Annotated in this window: 11 protein-coding genes and 1 rRNA gene; 8 read left to right on the top strand and 4 right to left on the bottom strand. The window is 37.9% G+C overall.

Annotated elements, in window-relative coordinates:
* A 23S ribosomal RNA gene (locus F6K54_RS27750) occupies window positions 1-96 on the top strand; the annotation flags it as partial.
* 243 nt (window positions 97-339) lie between these two features.
* Here the strand turns inward: F6K54_RS27750 and F6K54_RS27745 are convergent.
* Window positions 340-801, bottom strand: a complete 462-nt coding sequence (locus F6K54_RS27745) for a hypothetical protein (protein ID WP_293084860.1) — start codon at window positions 799-801, stop codon at window positions 340-342.
* Between the two features lie 802 nt (window positions 802-1,603).
* Between F6K54_RS27745 and era the strand changes: the two genes are divergently transcribed.
* Entirely contained in the window at window positions 1,604-2,536 is a 933-nt protein-coding gene (era, locus tag F6K54_RS27740; RefSeq protein ID WP_293084857.1) for a GTPase Era, read from the top strand.
* 123 nt (window positions 2,537-2,659) lie between these two features.
* Here the strand turns inward: era and F6K54_RS27735 are convergent, their stop codons facing one another.
* Window positions 2,660-2,956 (bottom strand): hypothetical protein, encoded by a 297-nt coding sequence (locus F6K54_RS27735; protein WP_293084854.1) that lies wholly within the window; start codon window positions 2,954-2,956, stop codon window positions 2,660-2,662.
* Between the two features lie 247 nt (window positions 2,957-3,203).
* Here F6K54_RS27735 and F6K54_RS27730 point away from each other — a divergent pair, with 247 nt between their 5' ends.
* Together F6K54_RS27730 and F6K54_RS27725 are read left to right on the top strand one after the other, a co-directional pair.
* The gene (locus F6K54_RS27730; RefSeq protein ID WP_293084851.1) at window positions 3,204-3,863 is read left to right on the top strand and encodes a class I SAM-dependent methyltransferase; all 660 of its coding nucleotides are present in this window, start codon (window positions 3,204-3,206) and stop codon (window positions 3,861-3,863) included.
* 113 nt (window positions 3,864-3,976) lie between these two features.
* Window positions 3,977-4,171 (top strand): hypothetical protein, encoded by a 195-nt coding sequence (locus F6K54_RS27725; RefSeq protein ID WP_293084848.1) that lies wholly within the window; start codon window positions 3,977-3,979, stop codon window positions 4,169-4,171.
* A gap of 27 nt (window positions 4,172-4,198) precedes the next feature.
* Here F6K54_RS27725 and F6K54_RS27720 read toward each other — a convergent pair whose 3' ends face one another.
* Complete coding sequence (locus tag F6K54_RS27720; RefSeq protein ID WP_293084845.1) at window positions 4,199-5,635, bottom strand: sodium:alanine symporter family protein; 1,437 nt, start codon at window positions 5,633-5,635, stop codon at window positions 4,199-4,201.
* A 671-nt stretch (window positions 5,636-6,306) separates the two neighbouring features.
* On the opposite strand from F6K54_RS27720, the gene F6K54_RS27715 reads away from it, so the two are divergent.
* From F6K54_RS27715 to bchB, 3 genes are all read left to right on the top strand, one after another.
* Window positions 6,307-7,377: a DUF1611 domain-containing protein gene (locus F6K54_RS27715; RefSeq protein WP_293084842.1), complete on the top strand. Its 1,071-nt coding sequence runs from the start codon at window positions 6,307-6,309 to the stop codon at window positions 7,375-7,377.
* Between the two features lie 25 nt (window positions 7,378-7,402).
* The gene (locus F6K54_RS27710) at window positions 7,403-7,615 is read left to right on the top strand and encodes a hypothetical protein (protein ID WP_293084839.1); all 213 of its coding nucleotides are present in this window, start codon (window positions 7,403-7,405) and stop codon (window positions 7,613-7,615) included.
* A 477-nt stretch (window positions 7,616-8,092) separates the two neighbouring features.
* On the top strand, window positions 8,093-9,619 hold the full coding sequence (gene bchB / locus F6K54_RS27705) for a ferredoxin:protochlorophyllide reductase (ATP-dependent) subunit B (protein ID WP_293084836.1): 1,527 nt from the start codon (window positions 8,093-8,095) through the stop codon (window positions 9,617-9,619).
* A 418-nt stretch (window positions 9,620-10,037) separates the two neighbouring features.
* Here the strand turns inward: bchB and miaA are convergent, their stop codons facing one another.
* On the bottom strand, window positions 10,038-10,952 hold the full coding sequence (miaA, locus tag F6K54_RS27700; protein ID WP_293084833.1) for a tRNA (adenosine(37)-N6)-dimethylallyltransferase MiaA: 915 nt from the start codon (window positions 10,950-10,952) through the stop codon (window positions 10,038-10,040).
* A 558-nt stretch (window positions 10,953-11,510) separates the two neighbouring features.
* Between miaA and F6K54_RS27695 the strand changes: the two genes are divergently transcribed.
* The coding region (locus tag F6K54_RS27695; protein WP_293084863.1) for an ATP-binding protein at window positions 11,511-13,394 on the top strand (1,884 nt) is incomplete at its 3' end.

The raw sequence follows: 13,394 nt of genomic DNA, 5'->3' as shown, positions 1-13,394 counted from the left end.
GTAAGGTCACGGGAAGACTACCCGTTTATAGGTGTTCGGTGGAAATGCAGTAATGTATGCAGCCTAGACACACTAACAGACCGAGGACTTGACCTCATACACTCACTTCTTACTTCTGACTATGCAGCCTTCTTTGTTTCTGAGTGATTGTCTTTAAAAAGTAAAAAAAAAATAAAGAAAGCTTGTTTCTATTCATCTCATTTAGAACCAAGCTTTCTTTTTTAGATTACCGAATAATTAAGGTTTAAAGCCTCTCCTTTCAAGAAAAAATTTTCCTTTGAGTAAATCCTCTCCTTGAAAAGAAGAGGTAATTATTAATTATTAATTATTAATTATTTGTTACCTACAGACAGCACGATTGTTAGCATTTAGAACTATTGTACCTTCTACTCCATTAATAATGACTGGGTTGCCTGTGCTAACTCTCAGTAATCGTGGTTTTTTATTCAAACATTCTGTAACCTCTTCTCCCCAAGCTTCTATAGAAGCAGTATACTCCGCTCTGTAACGCAAAAGCTCATCTAAAGTAATTCCAGTGGGTATAGGAGGTAGGTTGTTAACAAAAGCATCAGTTATTGGAGAGTCTGTACTGATACTGTCATCAACATCAACTTCAGTAATAATTGGAAAATCAAATCTTCTGGGTAAAGTTCTGTAAGGAATAGACAAATCTGGTAATGGATAATATTCTTCCTTACCAGATTTGTAGTCGAAATCAGATGGTATTGCCAAAGTTGGCAGAGGTAAATTTGCGACTACTAAAGCACAAACACTTCCTAATAATGTAGAAAATTTTTTCATTTTTTTTCCTAGTTCTAGATCAATTTAATCACCTTCTAAAAATCTAAACAATCTTAGATACGCTCTTCATCGGTGACTAAAAGCGATTTTCCGACTTACCCGTCCATAAGTCTACTGGCAAAGAAAGTTTAGGATTCCCTCTGGGGTTTTCATCAGAGATGAAAAGTCGAGTGCAAAACACTCCATAATTGTTGCTAAAATCCTCTGAGACTCACACAACGTAATATACTTTAATCCTTGTATTTTGATAATATTCTTATAACTACAAGAAAAATGTATAGTATCTATCACCTTCTAAAAATCTAAACAATCTTAGATACGCTCTTCATCGGTGACTAAAAGCGATTTCCCGACTCACCCGTCCATAAGTCTACTAACAAAGAAAGTTAATGTTCCGCTCAAGCACATTGAGTTTAGGATTCCCTCTGGGGTTTTCATCAGAGATGAAAAGTCGAGTGCAGGACACTCCATAATCGTTGCTAAAATCCTCTGGTCTTAGCAGACGTATGTGATAATAACACAAATTAATGGTGTAAAAATATAGACATTTTGTAGATATAAGTCTTGGATAGTCTATATTTTTCAGCTCTACTAGCAAGCAACAGTTGATATCAAAAAAATTTTACTTAATATTAATAATACCAAATCCGGTTATCAAAAGTCCGTTTTTCGCTCTTACTCTCTAATCCTTCTGCATTCTGCCCTCTGCATTCTTTCTTACCTTCATAATAACGGTTCTTTCTAAACCAAATTTAGTATAAGTTGTTATTTTTGAAATATATAAAATTAAAAAAATACAAAAATGGAATTGTCCACAAGTATGATAATTCCCGTAGCACCTGCGGGATATAAATCTGGATTTGTTGGTATAATAGGACGGCCTAATGTTGGCAAATCTACTCTAATGAATCAACTGGTAAGGCAAAAAATTGCTATTACTTCCCCAGTTGCTCAAACTACTCGTAATCGTTTGCGTGGTATTTTGACTACAGAAGCAGCGCAGATGATTTTTGTTGATACTCCTGGTATTCATAAACCTCATCACCAATTGGGCAAAGTATTAGTTCAAAATGCTAAAATAGCAATCCAATCTGTAGATGTGGTGTTGCTGGTAGTTGATGGGTCAGTAATAGCTGGTGGGGGCGATCGATATATTATCGATTTACTCAACAAAACAGATACTCCTGTGGTTTTAGGTTTGAATAAATTAGACTTACAACCTCAAGATGATCGGGAAATAGAAGCTAGTTATCATCAATCTATCGCTCCTCACCCTTGGCAAATAGTGAAATTTTCTGCTCTTACAGGGGAAGGAGTAGAAGGACTACAAAATTTGTTGATTGAACATCTTGAAGCTGGACCTTATTATTATCCTCCTGACTTAGTAACAGACCAACCAGAACGTTTTATTATGGGGGAATTGATCCGAGAGCAAATCTTACTGTTGACTCGGGAAGAGGTACCCCACTCAGTAGCCATCGCTATTGATAGAGTAGAAGAGGAAACAACTATTACTCGTATTCTTGCTACTATTCATGTTGAACGCTCATCTCAGAAAGGAATTATTATAGGTAAAGGGGGGAATATGTTAAAAGCTATTGGTAGCGCAGCACGTCAACAAATTCAAAAGTTAATTGCTGGAAAAGTTTATTTGGAGTTATTTGTAAAAGTGCAATCTAAATGGCGACAGTCTCGGATTCAATTAGCAGAGTTGGGTTATCAAGTTGAGGAATAAAGAATTGGCGTTGGTGAATTAGACTATAAATTTGTTCAGATGAAATAGAATAAATAGTATTAGGCGATCACTCTCACCTGAATCTTTACCAGAATGTAATATCATATTTCCCCTCCGGGGGAGCTACGCTAACATATGTTCATAGGTTCTTTCTTGTAAGGTAACTGCATCTGGTCGTAGCCAAGCACTATGATCTCCTACTAATAATGGTCTTTGATTGAATGCGATTTGGTTGATATAAACTTCCATCATTTTATATCGTGATGGATAACAATCTTCTATAGCTTCATAAACACTATGCCATTGTCTGCGAAATATTGGAGACAAAGATAATTCGGCCACAGAACTGGGGCTAGGGTTTAATATTGTCGCATCAGTAAGTTCAAACACAGCATCCTTCCCATTTTGGACTTTGGACAAAAAGAAAATATATGCTATTTTCAATTATAATAATACCAGACAACCTACAATATACTCAATCTAATTTTTCATTTAATGATAATTTTGTGGCTGTGGCGATCGCTAAGAGGAACTTAGTTTAGATAGCCAATGTACAGAGAACCTTAAGGGTTAACACTATATGTAGTGCCCTTGCGTAAGTCCTGCGGACATGATATTAGACTTTATAGTAAAAATAAAGTAGCAGTAAAAAATAGATAAGGTAGACATGAATATTACAAATGAACAAGTAGAAGTTGCGCAAGCTGTTTACACCAAGCAGACACTAGCTGTCTACGATCTCGTAGTCCTTGGCTTTTCAAACCAATTCATTTGGAAATGCCCGACTAAATGGCTGATGAAGCACTACAACCAAATGGTTACAGCGAATCATCTAGATGTGGGAATAGGAACAGGCTACTTCCTTGATCGGTGCAAATTTCCCTCCCAAACGCCACGTGTTGCATTGATTGACCTTAATAGCAATACGCTGGAATTTACTTCCCAGCGTATTGCGCGATATAACCCAAAAACCTATGGTCGAAATATTTTAGAGCCCATTAACTTGGATGCAGAAAAGTTTGATTCTGTAGGAATCAATTACGTGTTCCATTGTCTTCCAGGCACCCTTGAGACGAAGTCAGTTGCTCTCGATTATCTCAAGGCTTTGATGAATCCTAATGGAGTTCTTTTTGGTTCAACAATTTTACAGGGTGGTGTGTCGAGAAATTGGTTTGCCAAGCGTTTGATGGCTATTTACAACAAGAAAGGGTTTTTTTCAAACCAATACGACAACCTTGAAGAGTTGAAGAGTGTCCTTAATCAGAGATTTAAAGATATCTCAGTTGAGGTCATAGGCTGCGTTGCACTTTTCTCAGGCCGGGTATGAATCCTAACAAGTGCATTGCAACAGAATACAGCCTATTCCATGTAAGTGTGGTATAGTGATTTTTGTGTTGCATAGTTGGGGGATGATAATTAAATTAGCATAAGCCAAAACTTTTGATCGATAAGGGCTTTGAAGCAGTTATTGCCCTCATTGGAACACCCACATCTGCTCCCAAACCCCGTGGAAAATCTCCAGTCTGGAAGAAAGGTCAACTTCGTAACAAAAGAAAACGATACCCGATAGTCAAAAAAGGTAAGGGCAAGTTTGAAAGTCAGAAAAAAAATACAAAAAAGGTCAAATCTGCTTAATTGAGATCAAAAATTGTTTCTCATATATTACATTGTTCCTGACTGCAAACGAAGCATATAATTTCTTAGATCGGATGCAACTTCACCTGACATTAAATAGCAACCAATTAAATTAGGAAAAGCCATAGCTAAAAGCATCATATCTGTAAAATCTAAAGCTGCACCAACACTAACATTAGCACCAATTATTACACCCAAAATATAGATAATTTTAGGAATAATAGCTGTCTGACTGCCAAACAAATAGTTCCAAGAAATTATTCCTTGATAAGCAGTACTAATCATAGTTGAAAAAGCAAACAAGAAAACTGCAAAAGCCAAGATATAAGGGAACCAACTAAAAACTGAAGCAAAAGCATCAGAAGTCATTTTTACTCCATCAATTCCTTGCCGATAATCTTGATAAACTCCTGTAATTACAATTACTAAAGCTGTCATATTACAGATAATAACTGTATCAATAAATGGTTCTAATAAAGCCACTATTCCTTCTCGAATTGGTTCATTAGTTTTAGCCGAAGCATGGGGAATAGATGCAGTACCTAATCCTGCTTCATTAGAATAAGCTGACCGTCTTAACCCTATAGAAAATGTTGTGACAAAACCACCAGCAACTACTGCTGAAGGAGAAAATGCTTCGGTGAAAATTTTACCAAAAGCTGGCAGAATTTGGGTAAAATTAATACCTAAAATCCACAGACAAGCAACAATATAAATAACTGCCATTGTTGGTACTAAACTACCCGCAACTGCACCAATACGTTTCATTCCACCCAGAATGACGATCGCTACTAATATTGCCACGATCGCACCATAAACCCAACTTGATAACCCAGGTATAACATTAGAAACGGCGATGTAAGACTGATTAGTTTGGAAAATGCTAGCACCAACTAGAGTCGATAGTCCGCAGAAGAAAGCAAATAAAGTGGCCATTCCTTGCCCCATTGCACGCAATCCCATACTAGCTAGACCTTTGGATAAATAGTACATTGGGCCTCCAGCTATAGAACCATCTGAGTTGATTCTTCGGTATTTCAGACCAAGAGTACATTCGGTAAATTTGCTGGTCATACCAAATAACCCACCAATAGTCATCCAAAATACAGCACCAGGCCCGCCTAATTGGATGGCGATCGCTACACCTGCCACATTTCCTATACCCACTGTGCCAGAAATAGCTGTGGCAAGAGCTTGGAAGTGAGTAACTTCTCCTTCATCTTCTGGGGAATCATATTTTCCTCTAACGATATCAATAGCGTGTTTAAAACCTCGAATATTAATAAACCCCATACGAAATGTTAGTAAAATTGCTCCTAAAATTAGCCACAATACAATTAGTGGGAAACCAGCAATATCAAAAAAGATAATTTTTTCTAGGATGGCTACTAACTTTTGAAAAATTCCATCAATAGTACTAAAAATATTAGTATTTTCGACCTTTGTGACGGCTAAGATAGTCATTTCAGTTATCAGTTATCAGTTATCAGTACCTCTGCAATAAGGAGGCAAGAAAATACGGAATTCTATTTTTTTTATCCCCTTAAAAGGGGAGGCGCATACCCACAATTTATCAGTAAAATTTACTGTAGTAATAAATATTATGGACAACAGCATATTTTTCACTAATTTTTGAGGAAATTTTTGCATTTAATTATGTCTGATACCAAATCTCAAAAGTCTTGCTACATCTCCTTGAGAGTAGGGAGTAGGGAGTAGGGAGTAGGGAGTAGGATTCAAAGACATAAGATATCTTGTTTTAATGCCGAGAATCGTTAAAAACATTACTGAACCATTATTATTACTTAATAACTGAGGTTTTCATGAAGTATAGCATTATTTTTGGGAATTGGTATGATGGGCAAAAAAAATCATAATTTATCATTAAAATATACTCATGGATTTATGATTTTTCAATAAAGAATCAGGAACGTTGATTAAAAATATATTTTTAACAAATTATTACACAATTTTCAATGAATGCTAGTTTAAACTAAATACTATAGTTAAGGTTATACAAAGATTTGTAAATTACCTATACAGATGTTAAGTTATAAAAGGAGTTTTATTTGTATTATCGGTTCATTATTAACTATTACTTGTACTTACAAAGATAATTTATTCGTTAAAAAACCATGACTACAGAAAATACACAATCAAAAGTTCAAAATAGTAAAATAGCAATTCTACTACACAATGGCATACAGGGTTCATCAGGCAAAACTGGCTTATCACTATTGCGCTACAGTCAAGCAGAAATTGTTGCCGTCATCGATCGCCAATGTGCCGGAAAATCATTACCCGAACTCACTAAAATTCCCCGCGATGTACCAATAGTTGCTTCCGTTGCCGAAGCGATCGCTTTTGAACCAGAAGTATTAGTCATAGGTATTGCTCCTTCCGGCGGTGCTTTACCTGATGAATGGTTTGGAGAAATCAAACAAGCAGTTACTTCTGGGTTATCAGTAGTCAACGGTTTGCATAGCTCTCTGGCAAATCATCCAGAAATTCAACCACTATTGCGACCTACACAATGGATATGGGATGTGCGTCAGGAACCTCAAGGATTAACTATTGCTAGTGGGAAAGCTAGAACACTTTCTTGTCGCCGAGTCTTAACAGTGGGTACTGATATGGCGATCGGTAAAATGTCTACCAGTTTAGAACTCAATGCCACAGCTCAACGCCGAGGTTTCAATTCTAAATTCCTCGCTACAGGCCAAGCAGGTTTAATGATTGCTGGTAATGGTATTGCTTTAGATGCAGTGCGAGTTGACTTTGCTGCTGGAGCAGTGCAACAAATGATTATGGAGTTTGGCAATACCCACGACTTACTGATTATTGAAGGCCAAGGCTCTTTATTGCATCCTGGTTCTACTGCTACCCTCCCACTATTGCGCGGTACTCAACCCACGGATTTAATTTTGGTACATCGTGCTAATCAAACTCATATTCGCAATCATCCTAGTGTTTTGATTCCACCACTACCTAAAGTAATTCAGTTGTATGAGATGGTAGCTGCTGCTGGTGGCGCTATGGAACCAGCGCGAGTTGTTGGTATTGCTATGAATACTTTTCATTTAGATGAAGTGACGGCTAAAGAAGCGATCGCTCAAATAGAAACAGAAACTGGTTTACCTTGCACTGATCCTGTGCGTTTTGGTGCGGATCTATTATTGGATGCAGTCATTGGAAGTAATAAGTAATATAATCATCATAAAAATTCGGTAAGTGGGAAACCACCGTCTTTTAAGCGGTGGATGGAAACGACGGTCGCGGGTTTTAACCCGTAGTCAAAAAAATGTGTTATTATTAATTAATAACTTAAAAAGTAGACTCAATGGCCTTTTGGTCGGAGAGAGTAGTGGCAATTGGCACCGTAAGCGTGGACTGCTGCTGTATACGTACTACGGTACGGTACTGGCAATGTGGTTGTTTGCCTAACGGCATACTTCGTAAACGAGCAATGTGAAAATCGTGGTTTTAACCCGATAGAAAGCTCCTAGTCACGAATCCACGCGACTTTAGTCCGTGGAGTGTCAAGTTAGTTATATTTCTAATGTTTTATTTTTGTGAAGGGCGATCGCATACTTTAGGCAAGCGATCGCTTTTTGATATCGAAACAAAATAATTGCCAACCTTTTTCGTCATTAGCAAATTAGCGATCGCTAATTTCCTATACCCATATCAAACAATTGTCAACCTTTTATGTCTTTAATTAACAGAAATTAACCTAAAAATTAAGAATACTTAAATAAAACAAAATTTTATTGCTTTAATGACAAACTAAGTTTCTTGTTGATGGAATACCCTGAAAAAATATTGTTCAAAAAGTCCCGTTAAATGAATAAAAATATCAAAAATCTGAGACAATCAAACTAACAGCTCTATAACAGTTAACAATAAAACGGAGAAAATTAGATGAAATTAGCCTACTGGATGTATGCAGGTCCCGCTCACATTGGCACTCTGCGCGTTGCCAGCTCTTTCAAAAACGTTCACGCCATAATGCACGCTCCTCTCGGTGATGACTACTTCAATGTCATGCGCTCTATGTTAGAAAGAGAAAGAGATTATACACCTGTGACTGCCAGCGTAGTAGATCGTAACGTACTAGCGCGGGGTTCTCAAGAAAAAGTAGTAGATAACATTGTCCGCAAAGACAAAGAAGAAACCCCAGATTTAATTGTTCTTACTCCCACCTGCACTTCTAGCATTTTGCAAGAAGACTTAGAAAACTTTGTCGAACGCGCTCAACTTGATGCTAAAGGTGATGTAATGTTGGCAGATGTTAACCATTACCGTGTTAATGAACTCCAAGCTGCGGACAACACTTTGCAGCAAATAGTTAAGTATTATATTGAGAAGGCGAAAAAGAAAGGAGAACTGCCAGAGGGGAAAACTGAAAAACCTTCTGTGAATATCATTGGTGTTTCTACCCTTGGTTTCCACAACCAACACGACTGCACTGAATTAAAACGCTTGATGGCAGACTTAGGCATTGAAGTTAATGAAGTTATTCCTGAAGGTGCTTCCGTTCACAACTTAAAAAATCTACCTCGCGCTTGGTTTAATCTCACACCCTATCGCGAACTGGGGATAATGGCAGCTAAATATTTAGAGTCAGAGTTTGGAACTCCTTATGTTGACATTACTCCTATGGGTGTAGTGGAAACTGCTCGTTGTATTCGTAAAATTCAGCAAGTGGTTAATGCTCAAGGTGCTAATGTTGACTATGAAGAATTTATTGATAATCAAACTTTGCACGTTTCTCAAGCTGCTTGGTTTTCTCGTTCCATTGACTGTCAAAATTTAACTGGTAAAAAGGCGGTGGTATTTGGGGATAATACTCATGCTGCTGCCATGACAAAAATTTTGGCACGGGAAATGGGTATTCATGTGGTTTGGGCAGGTACTTATTGTAAGTATGATGCTGACTGGTTCCGGGAACAGGTGAGTGAATATTGCGATGAGGTTTTAATTACTGAGGATAATGGTGAGATTGGGGATGCGATCGCTCGTGTGGAACCTTCAGCAATTTTTGGCACGCAAATGGAGCGTCATGTTGGTAAACGGTTGAATATTCCTTGCGGTGTAATTGCTGCACCTATTCATATTCAGAATTTCCCTATTGGTTATAAACCGTTTATGGGTTATGAAGGAACTAATCAAATTGCAGATCTGGTTTATAATTCCTTTACTTTGGGTATGGAAGACCATCTATTAGAAATATTTGGTGGCCATGATACTAAAGAGGTAATTACTAAGAGTATTTCTGCTGATTCTGATTTGAATTGGACGAAGGAAGCAAAGGCAGAATTGAATAAAGTGCCTGGTTTTGTTCGGGGTAAGGTGAAGCGAAATACGGAAAAGTTTGCCAGAGAACGTGGTTTTGAGCAGATTTCTTTGGAAGTTATGTATGCTGCGAAAGAATCTGTTGGCGCATAATTTATTGGTAAGCATTCAGCTATTAGCAGTCAGCTATCAGCAATTAATAATGAGGAATTACTTATCAGTTTGGGAAAGGAGATTTTAACAGAAACTTTTTATTCTTTCTCCATTTCAAAGGTGGGTTTTGCCTACCTTTTTTTTGTTTTTTATGGTAGTTGTTTAGTAAATGTTCATTAGACATCTCCAGAAAAGAGGGAGTAGGGAGTAGGGAACCCACCCCTAACCCCTCCCAGGAGGGGAAGAATTGATAATTTATGTGCGGTAATTGATTTTATTTTTTATTATTGGATATGTCTATTAGACATCTCTAGAAAAGAGGGAACAAGGAACAGGGAGAAATAATCAATCTTAGGGAATAGGTAGGGACGTTGCATACAACGTCCCTACAGATTTCTCAATTCTTTCCTACTACTTCCTACTCTCTAGTTGATATAAACTCCTCCACTCGCTGCCAAACTTTATCTAATAAACCTGGTGCTGCTGCATCAAACCATTCAATTTCTGGATACGCTCGAAACCAAGTTCGTTGTCGCTTGGCAAACTGACGAGTATGTAAAACTGTTGCATCTATAGCTTCAGTTAAACTAATATCTCCTGCCAAATATTGTTTCATCTCTGCATAACCTAATGTATCTAACAATGGTAACTCCGCACCATATTTTTCACATAAAAACTTGACTTCTTCCACTAACCCAACTTCCACCATTTTATTTGTCCGATGACGAATACGACTCCCCAAAACTTCCACATCACAGTCTAACCCGATCTGCAAAATAGGATAATCTGGTGGGTTTTCTCCCTGCTGTTGAGAAATGGGTTTCCCACTCACATAAAAAACTTCCAATGCTCGCAATGTTCGTGTCGCATCATTAGGGTGAATTTTTTGAGCAGCAATCCCATCAACTTGTTTTAACATTTCGTAACATTGTTTTTGACCTAAATCTGCTAATTGCGATCGCAACTTTTCATTAGGCCCAACTCTAGGAATCTTCAAACCTTTAACTACTGCCTTAATATATAAACCTGTACCCCCCACTAATAAACTTGGCAATGTCACACCAGTTTTATTAATTAAATCTTGTGCCTGTTCCTGATATTCTGCTAGAGTTAAAATCTCCGTGGGTTCACAAATATCTACTAGGTAATGAGATACTAATTCCCGTTCTGTTGTAGTTGGTTTTGCCGTTCCAATGTTAAAATACTTATACACTTGACGGGAATCTGCACTAATAATCGCCGATCCTAATCTCTCGGCTAAATCCAAGGCTAATCCAGATTTACCTGTAGCAGTAGGCCCACAAATAGTAATTAGAGAAAAGTCAAAAGTCAAAAGTCAAAAGTCAAAAGTCAGACAAGTTATTGGTTTCTACATATTATTCTATCAAGAAATAATTCAGGTCAACTCTCCGTCGGTTCCCCTACCTGACTCCTTGTTAATTGAAGAAGTCAGAAGTTAAATTTCTAATAGAGGTCTCACCACCAACCAAATTCATCAATTATCAATTATCCATTGATAAGGGTGTCCCGATCGTTGTTTTAATCAAATCCGTTTAATTCGGCAAGTAAAAAATGTTTCATCTTCAACCATTACCAAGTATTTTTCCATCTCCCCTACTCCCCTACTCCCCTACTCCCCTACTTCCCGTCTAATTACACCGATGCTACCGGATTAGATATTAGGTCGAAACTTCTGTCTAAATTTTTGTTAATTCTGTCTCCTGACTCCTGAATCCTGACTTCTGACTCCTGGCTGCCTACATCCCCTAAATAAATTTCTCCTCAGAATAGCCCAGAGTCGCTTTTAAGGCTTTTATGTTATAATTTACTAGAACTTTATCATTTTTTGACAAAAGTTGCGATTAAAGCCAGTATTAGGAGGGATATTGCTATGGCCAGCAGCGATTATGGCGCTGAACAAATACAAGTTCTCGAAGGTCTCGAAGCGGTACGCAAGCGACCAGGAATGTACATTGGGACCACAGGGCCTCGTGGACTACATCATCTAATCTACGAAGTTGTCGATAACTCTATCGATGAGGCGCTAGCTGGTTATTGCACCCACATCGAAGTAGATCTGAATGAAGATGGTTCTGTTAAAGTTACAGATGATGGCCGGGGAATTCCGGTGGATACCCATTCTAAAACAGGTAAGTCAGCTTTAGAAACAGTTATGACTGTTCTCCACGCTGGAGGTAAATTTGGTGGTGGTGGTTATAAAGTTTCTGGGGGATTACACGGAGTGGGGGTTTCTGTGGTCAACGCTCTGTCAGAGTGGGTAGAGGTAACGGTTTGGCGTGAGAAAAAGACACATATCCAAGGTTATGAGCGTGGCAAACCTACTGATAAGCTGAAATCTAAGTCTAATAAAGAAAAGCGCACGGGTACATCAGTACACTTTCTCCCCGATGAACAGATTTTTACTACAGGTATAGAATTTGACTACAATACTGTTGTTGGTCGTCTGCGAGAACTAGCATATTTGAATGCAGGTGTCAAGATTACGATAACAGACCACCGCCTAGAATTAATCAAAAGTGATGAACCACGAGTTGAATCTTATTGTTATGAGGGTGGAATCAAGGAATATGTTATCTACATGAACCGGGAAAAGCAACCTTTGCACGAAGAGGTGATTTTTGTACAAGGGGAAAAGAATGATGTACAAGTGGAAGTAGCTTTGCAATGGTGTGTTGATGCTTTTAGTGATAATGTTCTCGGTTTTGCCAATAATATTCGGACTATTGATGGTGGTACTCATTTGGAGGGGTTGAAAACTGTTTTAACCAGAACAATGAATGGTATTGCTCGTAAGCGGAATAAACTCAAAGAAAGTGATTCTAATTTGGGTGGTGAAAATGTTCGGGAAGGTTTAACGGCAGTTATTTCTGTAAAGGTTCCCGAACCAGAATTTGAAGGTCAAACAAAGACTAAGTTGGGCAATACTGAAGTTAGAGGTATTGTTGACTCTTTGGTAGGAGAAGTTTTAACTGAATATTTAGACTTTAATCCTCAAATTGCTGATGCAGTTTTAGAGAAGGCTATTCAAGCTTTTAAAGCAGCAGAAGCAGCACGTCGAGCGAGGGATTTAGTGAGGAGAAAATCAGTTTTAGAATCTTCTCCATTACCAGGAAAACTAGCCGATTGCAGTACGAAAAACCCTGAAGAATCCGAGATATACCTGGTCGAGGGCGACAGCGCCGGGGGCTGTTGGCTAAAAAATCAACAAATTGCTTTAGCTGATGGACGTAATCTCAGCTTTGGAGAAATAGTAGCTGAACAAGCTGAGGGTAAAGAACATTTTTGTTACACAATTAATGAGAAGGGATATGTGGCAATTGAAAGGATAATTAATGCGAGAATGACGAAGCAAAATGCCAGAGTTATTAAGATAATTTTGGATAATGATGAAACTCTAATTTGTACTCCAGATCATCCTTTTATGCTTAGAGATGGTAGTTATAAACCAGCAGCTTTATTAACACCAAATGATGCTTTGATGCCTCTGTATCGAAAGTTATCTCAAAAGACAAAAACTGGTCAGGGATTAGATGGTTATGAAATGGTTTGGAATCCTAAAAAAGAAAAGTGGATTTATACCCATTTGTTGGCAGACTTTTATAACTTGAATGCAGGAGTATATAAGTCAGCAGATGGCAACCATCGTCATCATGTTGATTTTAATAAACTCAATAATAATCCTACCAATATTCAAAGACTTCCAGCAGAGGAACACTTAGCATTACAGATCGGAAGAACCTCGTGTAGGGAAAGG

Source organism: Okeania sp. SIO3B5 (assembly GCF_010692555.1).
Lineage (GTDB): Bacteria > Cyanobacteriota > Cyanobacteriia > Cyanobacteriales > Microcoleaceae > Okeania.
This window is presented reverse-complemented; position numbering and strand designations above follow the sequence as displayed.